This is a genomic window from Olivibacter sp. LS-1 (genome assembly GCF_008245145.1).
In the GTDB taxonomy this organism is placed as follows: Bacteria; Bacteroidota; Bacteroidia; order Sphingobacteriales; family Sphingobacteriaceae; genus Olivibacter; species Olivibacter oleidegradans.
The window spans coordinates 834,502-854,070 of the sequence record NZ_CP041643.1 but is presented as its reverse complement, the minus strand read 5'-3'; the positions used below and the strand labels follow the sequence as shown (position 1 = coordinate 854,070).

Genomic DNA, 19,569 nt, shown 5'->3' with positions numbered 1-19,569 from the left:
ACAGAATCGACATCTCATTACAGTTGTAAGAAATTAACAGCAAGTTTATTACGTGTTTTAAAATAAGACGAAGGTGTCAATCCCGTGATCTTCTTAAATTCGCGAATCAGGTGAGACTGATCATAATAACCGGCCCCATAGGCTACTTGACTTAGCTTGGTTTTTGTTGATGTTTTTCTGATATCGCTTAAAAAGAAATGTAGTTTGATTAAATTGGCAAAACGTTTGGGTGTCATCCCTGTTGTGTGATTAAAAATCCGTTCTAATTGGCGTTTTTCATATCCTGAAAATTTTACCATTTCATCAACACTCAATAAGCCTCTTTTTTTAATCACATGTGAAATAGTTGCAGGTACAACCGGCGGGATGGCATACAGTATGTCAAAAAACGACTTCATGAGAAAAGGCTCAAGCACTTCAATTTTTTCATAGATACCGGCAGTGGCCTTCATTGTTGATAATAAGTCTGAAGCTGTGTTTCCTAAAATATCAGTTAAATCGAGGATAGTTTTATCCAGCGAGTTGTCTAAAAATCGATAGGTTACATAGGGTTGTAATACAATTATGGTGAGTTTTAAGGAACCGTGACAGATAAGATCTTCAAATTTTTCAACCTTTCCGTAAAGGAAGCTTGCCGGAAGATCATGTTGATAAGTTGGATGATTGTTGATAAATAGCTTTCCTTCTTCGCACAAAACAATACCCGGATTCCCATCGGGAAACAAACGAAGATGATGTAAATAGTTACCTTTTGCTTCAAGAAAAAGATAATGCTTTACCAAGCTTTTTAAGGATGCTGAGGGCAAGAGTTGCATTTGCAGTCAAACTTAGGAAATATACTTTTACCTATTAAAATGCCGTAGTAGGAAAGATAAGTATTATTCTTTAAAAATTGAAATATTCTCTGGATGATCGGATACCATTCTAGGAGCTCAGCCTATTTGCCATCCTTTTTTCACGTTTTTGGAGATAGAACTTCTGTGTACTGATTTGGCATAAAATTAGATAACGGTTATTTTGAATAAAAACACGTTATCAATAACCTATGAGTAAGCGTTATATCCAGGAATATAGAAAGAATTTATTACGGGCAATTTATCATTTGGAAGAAGCCTACAAAGGGTTAAATCAAAGTCTCCGGCAACTTGCTGTAAGCGGTGAGCTTCACGAAGTAGAAGAAATATTTACAGAAGGAGAAAAGTTTGAGTTTAAGCATAGCGACTTTGACCACTTAAATGATCAAAACATTCAGCATGTATTACCAATTATTCAGCTGATTGAGGAAAAATATGAAACCCTAAAGAATATCAATCAAGTATCAACTGAAGAAATTACCAAGCAATGGGAAGAAGATAACCATTTAGAAGATGAGGAAGATTGATGTCTTTTCATTGTAGATCACATTATCAATAAACATTTATTAATCCTGTTTATACCAGTTTTTAAGTGCATGTATAAATGAGAAAAGACCGACATCCATATGATCCATTTCTCGATAGGTTATTGAGGTGCAATCGAGGTTTTTTACAGCATCTGAACTTAGTTTTTCTGCCATCACTTCGGCTGGTTTTACATACCAAACAGAATCCTCTAACCCACCTACGCTTAAATAGATAGCTGTGCTGTCCTGCTTTCCGTTATTTTTCAAACTGTCCGTCAGGCGGTTTAAATAGAAATCATTGTACCAAATAGTTGGACTCGCCGAAACAAACTTATTAAAATTGCTTGCTCCACTTCGCACCTGTTCAAAGTAAGTTAATAAGGAGAAGTAACCACCAAAGGAATGGCCTAATAGCACTTTATCAGTATTTAGTCTTAGAGAATCTGCTAATCCCGGCAATAATTCGTTCGCAAGAAAGGCTTGGAATCTCCTGGCTCCTCCTTCAGCTTGCATTTCGTCAGAAGCAATGGAATGCGGATATAGAAAATCGCGTACCCGCAGGGAATCCATTTTCTCCAACGAATCATAACCAACTCCAACTAGAATGATGGGTTTCATTAGGCCTGTCTGTTCAAATTGGTGGACAATAGGAGCCAGCATAGGAAAATAAAAATTGGCATCGGTTACGACAACCAATGGATATGTTGATTTAGCCTTTTCTTCATATTCCAAAGGCTTTTGAATATAGATGGAAAACGTGTCTTTTACTTCATTTGAATATAAATTAAAACCGGATTTGCTTTCCGGTTTCCTTTCGCTATTTTGTTGACAGGCAGTTAGACAACCTATGCAGGCTAGTACATACGAGAGAATAGACTTATGAAACTTTTTATTATTTGCGAGGCGCCCGGTAATCTTTAAAAGATTCTTTAATGTGGGTAAGTATATCATATTCAGACATTTTAGTTAATTCTTCTTTATTAGGTCGATAACGTTGAATGAAAAGAAAAAGTGAATCGCCCTGAAGTCCTGTTATTTTTTGCACTTTTTCCGACGAAAAAACGTGATCTAAGTATTTTTCTCGCTCTTCTTGTAAGAGAATCTTTTGAAGCTTGGTTATAGGGCTTTTGTTCTTTCCGACAAGATTCACTAATGAAAGCAAATTTATACTGACAATAGACGCTGTACTGCTGGCTGCTCTGTTGTAGGGTAATGGCGTATTATCGAAGTAGTTTTTGGATGAGAATAGATCTTTCCAATAAGGCTTGTTGGCATTGAAAACGGATGCATATTGTTTTCGAAAATATATGGAATCCATTGAATAGTCTTTCTTAGCCGTAATATTGATTTCATCCAATAGAATTATTCTATTGGACTTGGTGCTATCTATAGTTACCGATTTTTCGACACTGTCTAATATTATCGTAGGATTGTTCCGGGCATATAGAACAGTGAAGCAAAAAACAAAAATGATCGTAAATGTAAAACGCATAGTCGTTCTTTATTGCGATATAAAGAATTTATCAGCTGATTTACAATTAATTAACAGTTTTTAACAAGGCGCTTTGGACAAGAGAGGGAGAGGGAAAGGAAAATGGTTTAACCCAGGTACCCCGCAATGCGATTATAGATAAACGCCATTTTCGTTGGTTTTAGTTCTCCAAAACGCATTCTTTTACAGGAAGAATTTGCCACATATCCGTAGGTGGATAAAAAATGGAGTAAACACCTATTTTCTTTTGGAAAGATTAATTGATGATGGTTTCTTAAATGTAATTTGGTAAGTGCTAATCCAGCCCTTTCGGTTTTGGCTATAATAGGTCCGTTTTCTAAAGTTGGTATATAGTATCCTTCAATTTCATTTTCCTCTAAGTAAACAAGCGCATCTTTGAGAAATTTTTCTAAATAAAATAAGCGGTTTTCGGCAGATGTTTCTTGATCAAGTTTCGAAATTCCCTGCCTGAAATCTTCTTTATAAGGTTGAATATGGCTCGTTTCAAGCGTTTCCTGTGGAAAATTAATATCGGTAAAAATCATGTATTCCGTTTCCGTTACAAAACCAACTTTTTCATATACCGGTGCACCAAGCGCTGTGGCCAACAAATAAATGGTTTGGCAATTATATTCTTTGGCAATATTGACTAATGTTTCGGTAATCAGTTTACCCAAACCTTTACCTCGGTATTCAGGGCTCACAATAATATGACCCAGCCAGGCGACGTCACCATGAATAATAGTAGCGCCAACGCCCGCCAATTGGTTGTCCATGTCAACCTTTATCGGATATGAAAAAGGTTCCTCTATATAACGAGAAAAGGCGACTCGTATATCAGACCAACCATCTTGTTGTAAAGATGTTACCGGTGCTAAATCAACAGAATCCATCGGAGCTATAACCATGTAAGAAATCGATATGTTGTATGCTAATGTAAAAGATTTTACCGGATAACATTACATATCATTTTCACAATTTGCGATCGATACGAAAGCAAACCGATCGCAAATTGACTTAGGTTATTTATAACGTATTTTCTCCTAAAGAAGTGATTCCATTTAAATCGCGAAGGCGAGCGATGATACCCCAGCCATAAAAACTATTGGCTACCCCAATAAGTATTTCGTTATCTCCTTTTTGTAAAGGTAAATTAATAGCACTGTTTTCTATCGAACATCTGCCAAAAGGAGCTTTCATAATGGGGTGAGCGTAATAATTCTTGTCTACATAGATATAACGACCATTGATCAGTACCCATACTTCATCACTGAATCCGAAATCCATCCATTTCTGTTGATCGTTGTCCGACGTAATTTTCGTTTTTAACCAAATGAGGCGCCTGTTGGGATTTACGCCATAAAGCCTTGTTAAGTTTACGAGTCCTCGACGTTCAGTGTTAATTGATATCCACTTGTTGTCCGATTTTGGAAAATCATCACTCTTTGGTTCCCGGCCATATGGAAAATCGATCGGTTCAATAAGTTGCCAATGGCGGATATAACGCGGATCATTAGCAGTTGGATCGATCCCTGGTGTATTTGCAAGTCCTTCAATCGAACCGGGTTTAACCTTTAAGTTAGCAATAATCGATTCTCCGTCAAACGCCAGCGTTCCACGCGAAACATCTCCTTCCAGTTGAGGGACCCAAAGAACCGGTTTGGTTTGATCATTCAGGTATATTTGCATCTGCTTTTCCGAAATAACCAATTTAATGTGATTCCACTTTCTTTTCGAGAAATTAGCAGGTGCTTGGTAATGTGCCAACATATCCCATAGATTGACACCTTTTAGAAAAGGAGCATATTGCAGGGCATCCATTGCCAACGGATTACCTGCTCTTGGTGTGCGAAGGTACACACATTCAGATGCTTCGTTGCTCTGAAATCTGAAGTAAAAAGACGAGAACATGGTATCTATTGGCTGCCAGTCAAATTCAATTGTTCCGGTAGCAAATTCAAAGTCCTTTAGGCGAGTCAACCCTGCTTTCGGATGGATATGCATTGTTTGCACATCTTGTGTTTTTTTGTAGGATACCCGGTTTGAATCGTTTTGCCAATAAGACTTTTCCAGTGGAACGGTAATAATGCCATCCTTTACTTTCAACCCATTAGATTTTTGTTGTGCCGGCAAAGAAGTAGCAAGAAAAACATAAATAATTGATAAGATAAAGCGCGATGTTTTCTTCATGACTTTTGATTAGATATAATGGTTTTCCGCAAATAACGAATACGATAAACCATTTAAAGAATCAAAATCGATTCAAAATCATTCATTTCCGTTCAACCTTACTTCCGTAGGGATACAATGGAATGGAGATCAAGCAAACGAGGGCCTTGATTCGAAACCAATGAAGAAAGCTGATATTGATGGGGATGTTAATCGATGGCGAAAGAGACAGAGCTAACAAAATTGACTAATTTTCCCTTATTACACTCATATATAAAGTCTCTTAGCGCTTTACTGGTATATTTTTCAAAATCTCCCACAATGGCAAGTTGCATACGATAATTGGAAAACTTTTGTAGAACCTCTCCGGCAAAACCACTCTTTAGATCGAAGAAGGAAGGACTTATATCTTTCTCATGAAGTATAATTTTTTCAAATCCCTGATAGTATAAACTCCCCATTAAATCGAGTGCGTCATCTTTGGTTTTCAAAATAATTTCATCCGAGACGATCTCAGCGATTTCTTTATTTTGTACTTTGTGTGCTTTTATCTGCATTATTACAGTTGTTTGTTAGCGTATAAAGGGATAACTAATCTAAATTTCGTTAAACTTAGTGAATTTTTTCCTTATAGGCTTGTATTCGTTATCGTATCTCGTAGTGGAGAAAAGTCTCGTTTATGTCAATAAGTATATATATTCCCGAGTGGGTTGTTTTTTCTCCGTATAACGTTACTATTTAGTTCTTAGAAAAAATACTTTTGTGAAAAACATAGATTTATTCTTAATAGGTTGTCTTGTGCAAGTTATCTGACGAATGCACGGATAGACTAAGTACATGAGGAGAGAGAAGAAATGAAAGCAAAGACAATTCAGACTGAACTGCGTGTAAAGAGAAAGCAATGGATTACACCACACTATATTCGGGTTTTTTTAACAGGCGAAGACATTGAGCAATTTGCCAATACAACAATAGGTGTCAATAATAAAATTTTGATACCTCCTAAAGGTGTTAAAAAGATCTTCTTTCCAACCTTTGATTATGAAAAGGGCGAATGGATACATCCTCAAGAAGATGTGCGACCAGTTGTACGTACGTATACGCACCGGGGTATAAACTTACAAACAAAGGAAATATGGATAGACTTTGTGGCACATGGGGAAGAAGGACCTGCATCTGCCTGGGCCATCAGCGCTAAAGAAGGAGATGTGCTTGGTGTTTTGATGCGGGATGGAAAGACAGAACTTTTTCCATTAACTGATAATTACGTGCTCGTTGGGGATGCCACGGGAATACCGGTTTTAGCGGCAATTTTAGAACAACTACCTCCAAATACAAAAGCTACGTGTATATTAGAAGTACATGATAAGGATGACGAACAAAGTTTGACAAGTAAAGCAGACCTAGAATTGATTTGGCTACATAACGATCATCCCCAAAAAGGAAGCTTGTTGGCCGAATTGATTCAGCATATAAATTTGCCGGAACAGCGACGCTTTGCCTATGTAGCGGCAGAATATACAACGGTGAAAGCTATCAGAAATTATCTTCGTTCCGATAAACAATGGCAGCGAGAAGAGTTATATGCATATTCCTATTGGAAAGCCGGAGTTGCAGAAGATCAATCGACATCGGATCGTCGTAAGGAAAAAGAGGAATAGAAAAAGATCAAATATTCATATAAAAAACGTATCTTGCTATGAACCAATAGTATCACTATTAAATAGCAAATTATGAGGCGTTTAATTACTACACTTATTGCATTGAGCTTTATCGCGATCCTCTATGTTTTGTTGAAACCGGTTGATGATCAGCGGACACAAACAGTGCAGATAGAATCGGTAGTCACCAAAATAAATAAAGGACGAATGGGTGACTATATTATCGAATTAGAAGACAAGACAGGCATGTTCTTTATTAGCAAAGCGAACATTAAAGATGTGAGTTTAGATAGTTTGGTAAATAAACTAAGTGGGCAGCGTGTTTCGATCTCATTTATTAAACCGAATATTTTAAGTCGTTTTGGACCAATGATTAATAAAAAGCAGGTTACAAAACTAACGGTTGGAGGTCAAACGGTGTTTTCGACAATCTAGCTCTTTTAACATTATCAAAGATAACGTATAAAAGAGCTAGTTACTGCATAAAATAGCGATAAGCGTACTCACAGAAAATTATTTTCATTAATACGGAACCGTTAAAGGGCCATGGATGGCTCTACAGACCTTGCCTTCTTATAAAAGAGAGTCTCCTAGATTAAATTCCATTGACTTCCCCTTCCCCTATCTAGATCTCCTCTGCCGCAATATGCTATTAAGTTGTGAATAACTAGCAGGCAAGTATAAAGGAGAGGTTCAAGAATTAGATAGAGACGGAAAAAATTTCTATTTTCGGCATAAGTATTTTAACGAAGCATAAAACCAATTATACCGTGAGTGACCCGTTTAAATATCATAAACTTTTGTGGTATCAATCTAAAACATAATGATCATGCATACGCAAATGTCTGACGCTGAATTGATCGAGTTGTTAAGGCAAGACGATCAGGCCGCTATGCGCGAAATCTTTGAGCGTTACTGGAAAAAGCTATTTAACGTTGCATTGAATCGCTTAGCGGTTCCGGAGCAAGCAGAAGAGTGCGTATTGGATGTTTTAATATCTGTTTGGGAGCGCCGGAACAATCTCAGCTTAAAACATACACTTGCCACCTATTTGGCCGTAGCAGTAAAATATAGAGCTATACGCATACTGGCGAAAGAGTACCAAAAAGGCTTACAAAATACGGTGGAGTTGAAAGCATATGAATTATACGGCTACGATGTGTCTTCCGTAGATGAGTATATCCTTGAAAAGGAACTAATGGAGACCTTGGAAACAGCGGTTAAACAACTACCTGAAAAATGCCGGTTGATATATCGAATGAGCAGCGAGCAAGGCATGAGCTACAAAGAAATAGCAGAAAAACTAAACCTTTCAGAGAAAACAGTACAGGCACATCTAACAAAAGCTACCAAAACCCTTCGGAGCGATCTGGGAAAACAATATCCAACCTTTTTAATAAGCGTTGTTATTACGTCTCTACACCAACTTTTATAAAGCTATCTTGCTGCTTTCGGGCAAGAATAAAAAAAGTTCTCTTTAGACTAAGGTTGGTAGACCAGAATTGATACTATAAAATAAAGACGGTATATAATGGCGGCAAAATTTACCAACGCATATATTAAAGAATTGGCCTATAAATGGGAAAGAGGACTATTGACAGATTCAGAAAAGGCAGACTTTGAAGCGTGGTATAACAGCCATAATGATAAATTAGCAGAAATATCGGCGAACTATGATGCGGAAGAGGTGATCAAGAATAGGCTCTTGAACCAATTAGTATCTCATATGGGTGCCGGGCATACAGAAAAGCGGTATCCAAAACGCCGTTTTATTTCTTGGATTGCGGTTGCTGCTATCCTTCTTTTAATGTTTAGCATTGGCACTTTTGTGTATGTAAGTGAATCGGTAGGCTTTAAACAAAGTTTGTTGACCAACAAAAATGATATTAATCCAGGGAGGAATAAAGCCATATTAACGCTCGCAGACGGGCGTAAAATTAACTTGGATGCGGGCACAGATGGTGCGATAGCAGAAGAGAACGGTATGAAGATCACAAAAACAGCTGATGGCCAACTCATTTATGAAGTGGTAGCGGATCCTGTTAAGCAAGGAAGACGAGGGGATAAAAAGGCAGAAATAGTTTATAATACGATAGAAACACCTAAGGGGGGACAATATAAGATTGTGTTACCCGACCGATCGTATGTTTGGCTCAATGCGGCCAGTACCTTAAAATATCCGACAGATTTTACCCAAGAAAATAGAACGGTAGAGTTAAAGGGGGAAGCCTATTTTGAAATCCAACCCGATAAATACCGACCTTTTATAGTGAAAAATGAACACCAGATAACAAAAGTTCTGGGCACACAATTTAATATTTCAGCCTATAACAAGGAAGAAGCGGTGAAAACTACCTTGGTGGAAGGAGCAGTTAGTGTGGTAGCTGTTTCTTCAAAAGAAAATGCAGCGAGCGCTTTGACTACCCTTTTAAAGCCAGGGGAGCAGAGTACCGTACATAACGGAAAGACTTCTGTACTTAAAGTTGATGTCGCGCCCTATATCGCTTGGAAAAAAGGAGTTTTTTATTTTGATGAGACGAAAATTACCGATGCAATGAATCAACTAAGTCGATGGTATGACGTCGAAATCGTATATAAAGGAGACGTCCCTGATACTTATTTCTATGGTGAAATCAGTAGAAAAAAGAGCCTATCCGCAGTATTGGCAATTTTAGAGGAGGGTGGTGTGAAGTTTAAAATTGATAAAACAACCGGGACAAATAAACTTATTGTGTATTGAGAAAAGCGTAAGTGGTGCGAGATTATGGCACAAACAAGTAAACCAAATTATTAACCATTAAACAAAAAATGTGATGATAGCGTACCAAACTTAAGACCAATGAGCCCGTCGCATTTTGAATAAACCGGATAGTGCTAGTGACACCACCCGGTAGATTTGGATGCGCAATATCGCTTCCTTTAAGGAAGCAAAAGGATCTAACCGATTATATTACATCATTCAAACAGTACAAACATATGATTTTTTACGCATGTGTTAAAGGCTCGTTTTGGCCTTTAGCTTATCGATGGCTACTGATTATGAAACTAACAGTTTTCATTACACTTCTATCTGTGATGCAAGTAGTTGCAAGCGGTTTTGCTCAAACAATTACCTTAAAGGCAAAGAACATTCCCTTGTCGCACGTAATGCGTGTTATTCAGAAGCAAAGTGGCCACCCCTTTTTTCTTAATGGAAAAGATTTGGCAGAAAAAAAAGTAGAAGCAGATTTTAAAAATGTGCCGCTCAATAAAGCGATGGCCGATTTATTAAAGCCGTTGGCATTGGAATGGACATTCAAAGATGGCACGATTGTGATTAAGCAGAGTCAGCATCAGACCGGAAATGGAGACATTAATTTTGCAGATATACAACCGAAAAGCGTGAGAGGACGCGTGACGGATGAGCAAGGAAAGCCCATTGAACGGGTTACAGTTTTATTGAAAGGAACTTCTCTAGCCAGTTCTACGGACGTACAGGGGAACTATCAGATTAATTTAAGTAAAGAGGGGAGTATCCTTGTTTTTACCGCCTTAGGTTATGAAACCGTTGAGAAGCCAATTGATGGTTTAACAACAATTAATATCATGATGAAAGAATCGATAAGTGATTTGGATGAGGTTGTGGTAGTGGGGTATGGTACACAGCGAAAGCGCGATCTTACAGGAGCAGTCGCTTCCATAAAGGCCGAAGAAATAAGTCAAGTACCGGCTCCCAATATGATTCAATCACTCGCGGGTAGAGCATCGGGCGTTTATGTTTCACAAAACACAGGCTCGCCTGGAAGTCCTGTTAGTGTTCGTATTCGAGGTACAAACTCTATAAAAGGCAGTAATGAACCGCTCTATGTGGTGGATGGGTTTCCGTACTCCGGTTCCCCTTTACTATTGAACAATGCGGATATTGAATCGGTTGAGATTTTAAAAGACGCATCAGCAACGGCTATATACGGCTCTCGAGGTGCAAATGGCGTTGTTTTGATTACTACTAAAACAGGAAAGTCCGGCAAGATTAAAGTGGATTACGACGGGTATATCGGTATCCAATCTTTACGTAAAAAACTTGACCTAATGAATGCAACAGAATATGCGAATTTTTATAATGAACAGGCTGCTAATGATGGCTTGGCACCTCATTTCACAGCGGAAGAAATTGCTTCATTTGGCGAAGGGACAGATTGGCAAGATGTGGTATTCCGCAGTGCACCAATTATTAGCAATACGGTTACCATCAGTGGCGGAAATGATAAAACAAGATATTCTATTTCTGGAGGAAACTTCAAGCAGAACGGAATTATTGAGGGGAGCGATTATATGCGGAACTCCTTGCGTGTCAACTTAAACTCCGATATCAGTGATAAACTTAAATTCGATTTTAGCGGTATTTTGAGTCGCTTTGATGAAAACAGAAAGGAATCGGAGAAAGGAAACCGTGGTTCTACACTAATTTCAGCAGCGTTATCGGGCTATCCGACGATGCCTTTGTATAATGCAGATGGAAGTTATTCAAATCTAACAGAAGCCTATACCTGGGGATCGAACGTTATGGTGAATCCATTAAATTTTTTACATGAGGAGTCGGATAAAATAAAGTCGGATAATGTACTTGCCAATCTATCGCTAAGCTATGAGCCTATAAAGGGTTTAGTGTTTAAAACATTAGGTGGGATTGAAAATAGTAGTGATCGTAAAGATAGATACCGAACCACGCGATTTGTTAATTCTACCGGCCAAGCATGGATTGAGACCCCTCAAAATACCAGTATACTAAGCGAAAATACAGTGAATTATCGAAAGGATTTTGGTAAACACAATCTCAATGCTTTGGCGGGGTTCACGTATCAAAACTATGTTGCGAATACTTTTACTGCTTCAGGTACCGGGTTTATCAGTGATAATCAGGAAACGTATGACATCGGTGCGGCGGCCACGCAGAGTGTACCTAGCTCCTCTTATACGAAATGGAGTTTAATTTCTTATCTGGCGCGTGTAAATTACTCATTTGACAATCGCTTTTTAGCGACTATTAGTTTTCGAACAGATGGTTCTTCCCGTTATAGTGAAGGGCAAAAATGGGGTTACTTTCCTTCGGCGGCGCTTGCGTGGCGTCTTTCTGAGGAAGGGTTTATTAAGCGTATTCCAGCCATTTCGGATTTAAAAGTCCGAGTAGGCTACGGCGAAACCGGGAATACAGCTATCGATCCCTATTTTACGTTAAACCAGTTGGTTTCTAGCCAAGTAGTATTTGGTGATGCTTTGGTTCCGGCGTATTCACCAAGCGACCGCTTGGCCGGACCTTTGAAATGGGAGACAACATCCCAAACCGATGTGGGGATCGACTTAGGCTTACTTGACAATCGCTTGAGCTTAACCGCTGATTTTTATGTGAAGAACACACGCGATTTGTTGAATAACGTCACCTTACCGGCGTCACAAGGGTACAAGTACACTGTTCAGAATGTAGGCAAAATTCGAAACAGGGGGATTGATCTTAATGTAACAGGTGATGTTTTTAAAGGAGATTTTAATTGGCAGTTAAGTGGAAACATATCCTTTAATCGAAATAAAGTAATGGAACTATATGGCGGGAACGATATCTTGGGCGCGGCAATCGGAGCTGCATCGATCGACAATATCAATATTTTGCGGGAGGGCTATCCACTAGGGTCCTTTTATGGCTATGTCGAGGAAGGCTATGATGCGAACGGTTATATAGTCTATAAAGACTTCAACGGAAATGGAAGCAGAGATCAGGGAGATAAACAAATTATCGGCGATCCCAACCCAGACTTTACTTACGGTTTTACCTCTTCTATGTCTTATAAGGGTTTTGATCTCTCCATTTTTTTGCAAGGAAGCCAAGGCAATGATATTTATAATCTGAGTGCGCAAGGACAGGGATATGATTATGGGCAAGCCCTCAATATGTTGCGAGAAGTATATACCGACCATTGGACCCCAACAAATACCAATGCAAAATACCCCATTATCAAAACCAATTCACAGGCACAGGTATCCGATCGTTTTGTGGAAGATGGCTCCTTTTTTCGTGTGAAGAATATTCAACTTGCATACAATCTACCAACGGATAAATGGCAATTAAATTGGTTGTCGAGCGGACAGGTATATATAAGCGCGCAGAATTTATTCACAATAACCAATTACTCTTGGTATGATCCGGAGGTGAATTCCTATGGTGGAACTAATTCGATCGAGCAGGGTATAGACCACTATGTTTATCCAACTGCCAAGACAGTGACGTTTGGTATCAGGGCAAGTTTTTAATAGATGTCATTTAATTAAAGAGATCAACATGAAGAATTTAATAATAGGACTTGTAGGGTTGTTTGTTTTTTCGGCTTGCTCGGATGCCTTGACGGAGAAACCCAAATCACAAGCAGAAGACAATTTTTATAATACAACGGCCGAAGTAAAAGCGGCTGTCAATGCAATTTACGGGCCTATGCGGGAAGGGGATGCTTTTGGATTGAATTATCCCGCTCAGCTGGAGGGATTACCTGATTATGGATACTCAAGAGGTTCGCAAGCAGTGGTCAGTACCTATCAAGGATTAGATAACACGAATATCAATCGAGTATCCGTTGTGTGGGACAAACTATATCGTTCCATTCGAAATGCTAATATTGTTATTTCGAAGGTGCCATTAGCTACTGAAGTAAGCGATGAAGAAAAAACGCTTTATATTGCTGAAGCGAAATACCTTCGCGCAATGATGTATTTTTCATTAGTTCGCTGCTTCGGAGGATTACCCATTCGAACGGAAGCTAATATTGATATCTCGGATGTTCCCCGATCATCGGTGGAAGAAGTGTTCAATTTAATACTGCAAGATGCAACGGATGCAGAGGCCGGGTTACCACCAACAGTTCAAGACCTTGGAAGGCCAACTCTATGGGCAGCGAAGACCTTGTTGACAGAAATTTATCTATATCAGCAAAAATGGGAGCAGGCCGCGGCTAAATCGGAAGAGGTGATTTCTTCGGAAAGATTTGCTTTGGTTGAAGTTTCCACTCCCGATGATTTTCAAAAGATATTCGGTCCTGATGTGGTGAATACACCGGAAGAGATCTTTTATTTGAAATTTAATAGACAGCAAGGTTTCGGGCTGGTCAGCTATGCCCACCGCAAAACTTCAGAATACAATTACTACGGGCCCGGAGGAGTTTATGCCCAATATACAGATTCGTTGAAAAACCCTTTCATAAAAAATTGGGATCATGCTGATCTGAGAAAAGAACACATCTTATACAATGTGGATGTCGGTCTAGGACCAACAACATGCTTGTTTAGAAAATTTAGGGACCCCGATGCAACGGCAGGTGCCGCGAATGACTACCCTTGGTACCGTTACGCAGATTTATTATTATTTCATGCGGAAGCGGAGGCTCGAGCGAAAGGTGCTCCTACCGATGCCGCCATAGAAAGTCTAAACAAAATACATAGACGTGCTTATGGTTATCCATCAACGGTTGCATCGGCGATAGACTTTAAGATTCAGGATTTTAATCTCGATTCTTTTTTGGATAAAGTGATTGAAGAAAGGGGATACGAAACCATGTATGAAGGGAAACGTTGGCTGGACTTGGTGAGGCTTGGTATAGCGAAACAGCGTATCTTGGAAGTTAAAGGGATTACCGTTGCGGATAAAGTGATGCTATGGCCACTTCCAAATTCGGAGATATTATACAACAAAGCAATGGAAAGCGAACAGAATCCCGGTTATTAAGAGGAAAACTTAATTTTAAAATATATAGACACCCTATTATGAAAAAGACACTATTCAAGATTTATCTGCTATTAGCAATAGTTGGTTGCAGTTCTAAAAAGCAATATTATGAGGAAGCAGATATTATTATTTACGGCGGCACTTCTGCCGCCATTACTGCTGCGGTGCAAGCAAAGAAATCGGGTAAGTCGGTTATCGTTGTTTCTCCCGATACGCACTTAGGTGGCCTGTCTTCTGGCGGCCTAGGTTTTACCGACACAGGAGATAAGTCGGTTATTGGAGGCTTAGCCCGAGATTTTTATCATCGTGTTTATATGGCTTATCAGGACAGTGCTACATGGCGTTGGCAAAAGCAAGCGGAATACGGTAATAAAGGTCAGGGAACTCCGGCAATTGACGGTAATGCCCGCACCATGTGGATTTTTGAACCACATGTAGCCGAACAAATTTTCGAAAACTACGTAAAGGAATTCGATTTGGACGTGCGTAGGGACGAATGGCTTGATCGTGAGAAAGGGGTAGCGATGGAAGACGGCAAAATAGTGTCCATTACAACACTTGCCGGCAAGACCTTTCGTGGTAAAATGTTTATTGACGCAACCTATGAAGGAGATTTAATGGCTGCTGCAGGGGTAAGCTACCACGTGGGGCGCGAAGCCAACAGCCAATATGGCGAAAAATGGAATGGCGTACAAACAGGCGTGCTACATCATGGACATTACTTCAAGTCGAACATCAGTCCCTATAAAGTTCCAGGCGATTCAACAAGCGGCTTGCTCTTTGGTGTATCGAACGCCGATCCCGGTAAATATGGTGAAGGTGATAACAAAGTACAAGCCTATTGCTTCCGTATGTGTTTGAGTAATCATCCGGATAACCGTGTTCCTTTCCCTAAACCGGCCAATTATAATGCGGATAATTACGAGTTATTAGCACGGGTTTATGCTGCCGGCTGGCGAGAAACATTCCAAAAATATGATCCCATACCGAACCGGAAAACCGATACCAATAATCATGGTCCTTTCAGTACCGACTTTATTGGTATGAATTACGATTATCCGGATGCTAGTTATGAACGGCGTAAAGAGATTATCAAGGAGCATACCGATTATCAACAGGGTCTTATGTATTTCTTGGCAAACGACTCGCGCGTACCGGAAGATGTACGTCAAGAAATGGCACAGTGGGGGCTAGCCAAAGATGAATTTAAAGACAATGGAGGCTGGCCACATCAGATTTATGTACGGGAAGCACGAAGGATGATCGGTACCTATGTGATGACAGAGCATGATACCTTTAGTGAGCGCGAAATAAAAGATCCGGTAGGTATGGGCTCCTATGCCTTAGATTCGCATAATGTACAACGGTATGTGAAACCGGATGGTTTTGTTCAAAATGAAGGGGATATTGGTGTATCTCCAAAAAAAGGACCTTATCAGATTGCGTATGGGGCCCTTACGCCCAAAAAAGAAGAATGTAGCAATTTACTGGTGCCGGTTTGTGTATCAAGTTCACACATCGCCTTCGGGAGTATACGCATGGAACCCGTATTTATGATTCTTGGTCAAAGCGCATCCTTGGCTGCATCTTTAGCTATTGATAAAGGGATCGATGTACAGGAAGTCGCCTATGCCGATCTGGAAAAGCAACTAAAGCAAGAAAAGCAGGTATTGGAGAAGCCGGCTAAATAATATAAAACGAAAAGTACGCATTAATGCGTACTTTTCATTCGTCGCATTTTACGTCGCTTTTGTCGTAATCCTTCCCCGTTTGACGGTATAAACTTTCGTAAGTTTGTATTGGTCAGTATTGAAAATTATCATGAAAAGCAAACATCAGGAACTTGAGAATCTTTTTGAACAAGTTATGGCAGAAATGCTAGAGTTATTCGACTCAATGACGGAGCAACAGATGAATCGATGCTTGGTCATCGGAAAATGGACACCTGGTCAATTGGGGCTGCATTTGTACAAATCTTATGCTTCGATCTATACGATGAAAGGGACGACCATAGAAGCGAACAGACCAATTGATTTAAACCTACCACTGATAAAGAGTGTTCTTCTGAATTTCGAGAAGCAGTATCAAGCACCGCAGGAAGTGGTGCCGTCCGCTGATCGGATCGTAAAGAAAAAACTGATGCACGGTCTTCAACAGCGCGTCGAACAACATCGCGAAGTATGGCAGCAAGAAGATGTATCACGCTTATGCACAGATTTTGCTATCCCTCAATACGGCCCATTTACACGGTTGGAATGGTTGGGTTTTAATACGTATCATACCCTGCGACACCTGCAACAACTGACAGAGCAATTAGCCTCTTCCACGCGCAGCCTATGATTTAGCATTTCTTTTCTATATTCGCTTAGGTTATGGATCATCAAAAACTGCGAGCACCTGAATGTATATCCTTATTTGTAAACGATATCTGGATATATAAAGAAGATACCGTCAATGGGCAAGTCAACTTACCCTTCTTTGCCGATGGTTATCCAGGGCTCCTTTTTCAACAGACAAAAGAGGGCTTACTTATTAAGCCACATGGGAAATTGATGCCCCTATCTTTTTTGTATGGACAGACAATCCAACCGATTGAAATGCAGCTAACCGGGCCATACTTGCTTATTATATTTCGGCTTTATCCCTTTGTTTTCAAAAGTTTCTTTAATGTCGACCCGCAATCCATTAATGATGGCTGCTATGATTTAACGTCTTTTCGTGAAATAGATATGGCCTCGTTTAACGATAGATTGTTGGCTTATCGCACAGTGGACGAAAAGATAGAAGCCATTACGCAGCTTCTATCTTCATTGTTAGCACAAAAAAAGCAAAAGCTTGACTTAAAGATTAAACAAGCAATTGAGCGGATTATTCAAACGAACGGACAGGAAAGTATTCATGCAATTGCCTCTGCACTATATATCCATGGTAGGACCCTTGAAAGGCGCTTCATAAAAGAAACAGGCCTATCACCAAAGCAATTTGCCAAGATTATTCAATTTCAGGCGTCTTTTTCTCAACTTGCGCTCAAAGATTTTAAAAAGATGAATGAAATTGTTTATGAAAATGGCTTTGCCGATCAGTCGCACTTCATTCGCGTATTTAAGGCATTTACCGGCGAAACCCCACGAGTTTTCTCTCAACGGCCGGACTAGCTTTTGTCGTTTTTTTTCTATTTCTCAGACTGAGATACGCAGAAATTCGTGATATCATTTTGTGTTAAATTTAAAAAGGAATTATCATGAATTTAATTGTATTCGGATCTACCGGAAGTATAGGTACACTTATCGTAAAGCAGGCCCTTCAAGAAGGCCATCGCGTAACAGCCTTTACCAGAAGCCCTGAAAAGTTACAAGCGCCGGCATCTCCACTATTGCACATTTTCAAGGGAGATCTAACAGATAAAACAGCGATACAAGAAGCGGTTAAAAACCAGGAAGCCGTGTTATGCGCAATAGGCGATGGAAATAAAGGGAGTATCCGAGCAATCGGTACCAAAAATATAATTGACGCCATGAAGCAGGAAGGGATAAAGCGATTAATCTGTGAAACGACTCTTGGCCTTGGGGATAGTGCCGGAAACCTCAATTTTTTTTGGAAATACGTTATGTTTGGTATGCTTCTTAAAAAGGCTTTCAAAGATCATCAATTACAAGAGCAGCATTTAGTAGGCAGCGATTTAGATTATACAATTGTACGGCCTTCGGCTTTTACCGCGGGCGAGCGAACAGATCGTTATAAGATCGGCTTTGATAGCAAAGCAAAAGGACTGTCCTTGAAAATTTCTCGGGCGGACGTAGCCGGTTTTATGCTAAAACAGGTGACAAGCAATGAGTATATCAGGAAAGCCGTGAGTATATCTAATTAGATATACTCACAACGGATTTGTTTTTTTGTCGAAGATTTTTATCGTTGTTGAGTTGGAAAGGATCTGTGCTCACAGGATGGCTAAACGATTCTACAGGTATAGTTAAAGAAGGATTCTGTTTTAGCTTCTGAGATTTGCTGATATTGATTTTTTTGTTGTGTCTAGGCGGAAAATATTGCTTATCGGAATCCTTACTATCGGAAAAAGGATGATTGTCCTCTTTTTCTGAAGCAAGGGGCAAGGCAATGGTACTAACCGTGCCGTTGGCGTTAATGACGGATGAACCTGCAATTACGGAATGTGAACCGTCTGCGTTAACGATGATAGAACCATGAACAGTTGATACCGAACCGTTGGAGCTGATAATTGTGGATCCATTTTGTATGGAAATGGTTCCGTCTTGATTAACGATAACACCTTGAGCAAAGGAACTGAGGGTAAGAAGGGTCAGTCCGCTTAGTAGTAACCATATTTTTATTGATGTAAAGCGCTGCTTCATAAAAATTCGCTAATTGAAGAGAACACGTACGTTCTCCTGTCCATTACCATTAATTGACTTTATTTTACCTGCACGATGTTCACCATCAAATCGATCGTAATAATCAATTTCAACCAAGCCGATCGATTTTAATTTTCCTTTTTTTTCATTTCCACTGAATTGATCGTAATAGGTGACAGGTTGATGGCCGATCGATTTTATTTTGCCCTGAAATATGCCGTCAAAGCGGCCATAATAGTCGATTTGTATATCACCTATTTGTTTTACTTTTCCCCTTTTGGCTTCGTCATCGAAATTGTCGTAATAATCTATATGAACATTTCCGATTGATTTCATTTTTCCTATCTTTTCTTTGTTATCAAATTGATCATAATAATCGAAAGATACGGTCTCCTCCTCCACATGATTCCAAGTATTGATAAGCTGGCCATTTCCGTTTAGATCAACCTGCAATTCGGGATAGAATACGCGAATGTAGGCAATGCCATTGCTTGGATTCAGACGAACAGCGAGTTGAGGTTTTGTTTGGGCGATCGTCAATCGAACAAAAGCAACGAAACAAATCAGTATAATATAGATGGGTTTTCTCATAGATAGCTTTTTTTATTAGAGGTTTTCGGGTTGTTAAGGTTTAAATATGCTTGCAAATTCTTAGCATATGTAAACTTGTTGAACTGGCTAGACCATGAGAGAACAGGCTTTGCTAGACACTGTTTTTTTTAGACTATTGACAGATTTAGATCATTTCTCTAAGT

19 protein-coding genes are annotated in these 19,569 nt (G+C 39.5%); 11 read left to right on the top strand and 8 right to left on the bottom strand.

The features are described from left to right. Positions 1 to 17 precede the first annotated feature (17 nt). Positions 18 to 815, bottom strand: a complete 798-nt coding sequence (locus FKG96_RS03360) for an AraC family transcriptional regulator (RefSeq protein WP_130854643.1) — start codon at positions 813 to 815, stop codon at positions 18 to 20. Between the two features lie 230 nt (positions 816 to 1,045). Here FKG96_RS03360 and FKG96_RS03355 point away from each other — a divergent pair, with 230 nt between their 5' ends. Continuing rightward, positions 1,046 to 1,381: a hypothetical protein gene (locus FKG96_RS03355; protein WP_013664580.1), complete on the top strand. Its 336-nt coding sequence runs from the start codon at positions 1,046 to 1,048 to the stop codon at positions 1,379 to 1,381. Between the two features lie 39 nt (positions 1,382 to 1,420). Here FKG96_RS03355 and FKG96_RS03350 read toward each other — a convergent pair whose 3' ends face one another. From FKG96_RS03350 to FKG96_RS03330, 5 genes are all read right to left on the bottom strand, one after another. Continuing rightward, positions 1,421 to 2,332, bottom strand: a complete 912-nt coding sequence (locus FKG96_RS03350) for an alpha/beta hydrolase (RefSeq protein ID WP_130854644.1) — start codon at positions 2,330 to 2,332, stop codon at positions 1,421 to 1,423. Continuing rightward, the gene (locus FKG96_RS03345; protein ID WP_149105136.1) at positions 2,274 to 2,873 is read right to left on the bottom strand and encodes a hypothetical protein; all 600 of its coding nucleotides are present in this window, start codon (positions 2,871 to 2,873) and stop codon (positions 2,274 to 2,276) included. Before FKG96_RS03345 ends, FKG96_RS03350 begins: the two co-directional genes overlap by 59 nt. Positions 2,874 to 2,980: 107 nt before the next feature. Next, complete coding sequence (locus FKG96_RS03340; protein WP_130854646.1) at positions 2,981 to 3,781, bottom strand: GNAT family N-acetyltransferase; 801 nt, start codon at positions 3,779 to 3,781, stop codon at positions 2,981 to 2,983. 118 nt (positions 3,782 to 3,899) lie between these two features. After that, the gene (locus FKG96_RS03335) at positions 3,900 to 5,063 is read right to left on the bottom strand and encodes a hypothetical protein (protein WP_130854647.1); all 1,164 of its coding nucleotides are present in this window, start codon (positions 5,061 to 5,063) and stop codon (positions 3,900 to 3,902) included. 188 nt (positions 5,064 to 5,251) lie between these two features. Beyond that, positions 5,252 to 5,599 (bottom strand): DUF4180 domain-containing protein, encoded by a 348-nt coding sequence (locus FKG96_RS03330; RefSeq protein ID WP_013664576.1) that lies wholly within the window; start codon positions 5,597 to 5,599, stop codon positions 5,252 to 5,254. Between the two features lie 297 nt (positions 5,600 to 5,896). On the opposite strand from FKG96_RS03330, the gene FKG96_RS03325 reads away from it, so the two are divergent. The 10 genes from FKG96_RS03325 (at position 5,897) to FKG96_RS03280 (ending at position 18,315) form a co-directional block, all read left to right on the top strand. Beyond that, positions 5,897 to 6,703, top strand: a complete 807-nt coding sequence (locus FKG96_RS03325) for a siderophore-interacting protein (protein WP_130854648.1) — start codon at positions 5,897 to 5,899, stop codon at positions 6,701 to 6,703. 72 nt (positions 6,704 to 6,775) lie between these two features. Next, positions 6,776 to 7,138 carry a hypothetical protein gene (locus FKG96_RS03320; RefSeq protein ID WP_130854649.1) on the top strand — a complete coding sequence of 121 codons (363 nt, stop codon included), beginning with the start codon at positions 6,776 to 6,778 and terminating at the stop codon, positions 7,136 to 7,138. A 394-nt stretch (positions 7,139 to 7,532) separates the two neighbouring features. Further along, positions 7,533 to 8,138: an RNA polymerase sigma-70 factor gene (locus tag FKG96_RS03315; protein WP_165446903.1), complete on the top strand. Its 606-nt coding sequence runs from the start codon at positions 7,533 to 7,535 to the stop codon at positions 8,136 to 8,138. Positions 8,139 to 8,234: 96 nt separating this feature from the next. Further along, positions 8,235 to 9,443 carry a FecR family protein gene (locus FKG96_RS03310; RefSeq protein WP_130854651.1) on the top strand — a complete coding sequence of 403 codons (1,209 nt, stop codon included), beginning with the start codon at positions 8,235 to 8,237 and terminating at the stop codon, positions 9,441 to 9,443. A 299-nt stretch (positions 9,444 to 9,742) separates the two neighbouring features. Further along, complete coding sequence (locus FKG96_RS03305; protein ID WP_242627112.1) at positions 9,743 to 12,985, top strand: TonB-dependent receptor; 3,243 nt, start codon at positions 9,743 to 9,745, stop codon at positions 12,983 to 12,985. Between the two features lie 28 nt (positions 12,986 to 13,013). Further along, positions 13,014 to 14,447, top strand: coding sequence for a RagB/SusD family nutrient uptake outer membrane protein (locus FKG96_RS03300; RefSeq protein WP_013664570.1), 1,434 nt, complete (start codon positions 13,014 to 13,016; stop codon positions 14,445 to 14,447). Positions 14,448 to 14,485: 38 nt separating this feature from the next. Further along, the gene (locus FKG96_RS03295; RefSeq protein ID WP_130854653.1) at positions 14,486 to 16,138 is read left to right on the top strand and encodes an FAD-dependent oxidoreductase; all 1,653 of its coding nucleotides are present in this window, start codon (positions 14,486 to 14,488) and stop codon (positions 16,136 to 16,138) included. A 130-nt stretch (positions 16,139 to 16,268) separates the two neighbouring features. After that, positions 16,269 to 16,787: a DinB family protein gene (locus FKG96_RS03290; RefSeq protein ID WP_013664568.1), complete on the top strand. Its 519-nt coding sequence runs from the start codon at positions 16,269 to 16,271 to the stop codon at positions 16,785 to 16,787. 32 nt (positions 16,788 to 16,819) lie between these two features. After that, positions 16,820 to 17,602, top strand: coding sequence for an AraC family transcriptional regulator (locus FKG96_RS03285; protein WP_130854654.1), 783 nt, complete (start codon positions 16,820 to 16,822; stop codon positions 17,600 to 17,602). 86 nt (positions 17,603 to 17,688) lie between these two features. Continuing rightward, entirely contained in the window at positions 17,689 to 18,315 is a 627-nt protein-coding gene (locus FKG96_RS03280) for an NAD(P)-dependent oxidoreductase (RefSeq protein ID WP_130854655.1), read from the top strand. Here the strand turns inward: FKG96_RS03280 and FKG96_RS03275 are convergent. Then, the gene (locus tag FKG96_RS03275) at positions 18,308 to 18,814 is read right to left on the bottom strand and encodes a hypothetical protein (RefSeq protein ID WP_130854656.1); all 507 of its coding nucleotides are present in this window, start codon (positions 18,812 to 18,814) and stop codon (positions 18,308 to 18,310) included. The genes FKG96_RS03280 and FKG96_RS03275 overlap by 8 nt on opposite strands. Positions 18,815 to 18,823: 9 nt before the next feature. Next, a complete protein-coding gene (locus FKG96_RS03270; RefSeq protein WP_130854657.1) occupies positions 18,824 to 19,405 on the bottom strand; it encodes a hypothetical protein in 582 nt (193 codons plus the stop codon). Positions 19,406 to 19,569 lie beyond the last annotated feature (164 nt).

Bases quoted from the DNA above. Each gene is read 5' to 3' on its own strand.
- FKG96_RS03360 (WP_130854643.1), bottom strand. From the start codon at position 815: ATGCAACTCTTGCCCTCAGCATCCTTAAAAAGCTTGGTAAAGCATTAT.
- FKG96_RS03355 (WP_013664580.1), top strand. From the start codon at position 1,046: ATGAGTAAGCGTTATATCCAGGAATATAGAAAGAATTTATTACGGGCA.
- FKG96_RS03350 (WP_130854644.1), bottom strand. From the start codon at position 2,332: ATGATATACTTACCCACATTAAAGAATCTTTTAAAGATTACCGGGCGC.
- FKG96_RS03345 (WP_149105136.1), bottom strand. From the start codon at position 2,873: ATGCGTTTTACATTTACGATCATTTTTGTTTTTTGCTTCACTGTTCTA.
- FKG96_RS03340 (WP_130854646.1), bottom strand. From the start codon at position 3,781: ATGGTTATAGCTCCGATGGATTCTGTTGATTTAGCACCGGTAACATCT.
- FKG96_RS03335 (WP_130854647.1), bottom strand. From the start codon at position 5,063: ATGAAGAAAACATCGCGCTTTATCTTATCAATTATTTATGTTTTTCTT.
- FKG96_RS03330 (WP_013664576.1), bottom strand. From the start codon at position 5,599: ATGCAGATAAAAGCACACAAAGTACAAAATAAAGAAATCGCTGAGATC.
- FKG96_RS03325 (WP_130854648.1), top strand. From the start codon at position 5,897: ATGAAAGCAAAGACAATTCAGACTGAACTGCGTGTAAAGAGAAAGCAA.
- FKG96_RS03320 (WP_130854649.1), top strand. From the start codon at position 6,776: ATGAGGCGTTTAATTACTACACTTATTGCATTGAGCTTTATCGCGATC.
- FKG96_RS03315 (WP_165446903.1), top strand. From the start codon at position 7,533: ATGCATACGCAAATGTCTGACGCTGAATTGATCGAGTTGTTAAGGCAA.
- FKG96_RS03310 (WP_130854651.1), top strand. From the start codon at position 8,235: ATGGCGGCAAAATTTACCAACGCATATATTAAAGAATTGGCCTATAAA.
- FKG96_RS03305 (WP_242627112.1), top strand. From the start codon at position 9,743: ATGAAACTAACAGTTTTCATTACACTTCTATCTGTGATGCAAGTAGTT.
- FKG96_RS03300 (WP_013664570.1), top strand. From the start codon at position 13,014: ATGAAGAATTTAATAATAGGACTTGTAGGGTTGTTTGTTTTTTCGGCT.
- FKG96_RS03295 (WP_130854653.1), top strand. From the start codon at position 14,486: ATGAAAAAGACACTATTCAAGATTTATCTGCTATTAGCAATAGTTGGT.
- FKG96_RS03290 (WP_013664568.1), top strand. From the start codon at position 16,269: ATGAAAAGCAAACATCAGGAACTTGAGAATCTTTTTGAACAAGTTATG.
- FKG96_RS03285 (WP_130854654.1), top strand. From the start codon at position 16,820: ATGGATCATCAAAAACTGCGAGCACCTGAATGTATATCCTTATTTGTA.
- FKG96_RS03280 (WP_130854655.1), top strand. From the start codon at position 17,689: ATGAATTTAATTGTATTCGGATCTACCGGAAGTATAGGTACACTTATC.
- FKG96_RS03275 (WP_130854656.1), bottom strand. From the start codon at position 18,814: ATGAAGCAGCGCTTTACATCAATAAAAATATGGTTACTACTAAGCGGA.
- FKG96_RS03270 (WP_130854657.1), bottom strand. From the start codon at position 19,405: ATGAGAAAACCCATCTATATTATACTGATTTGTTTCGTTGCTTTTGTT.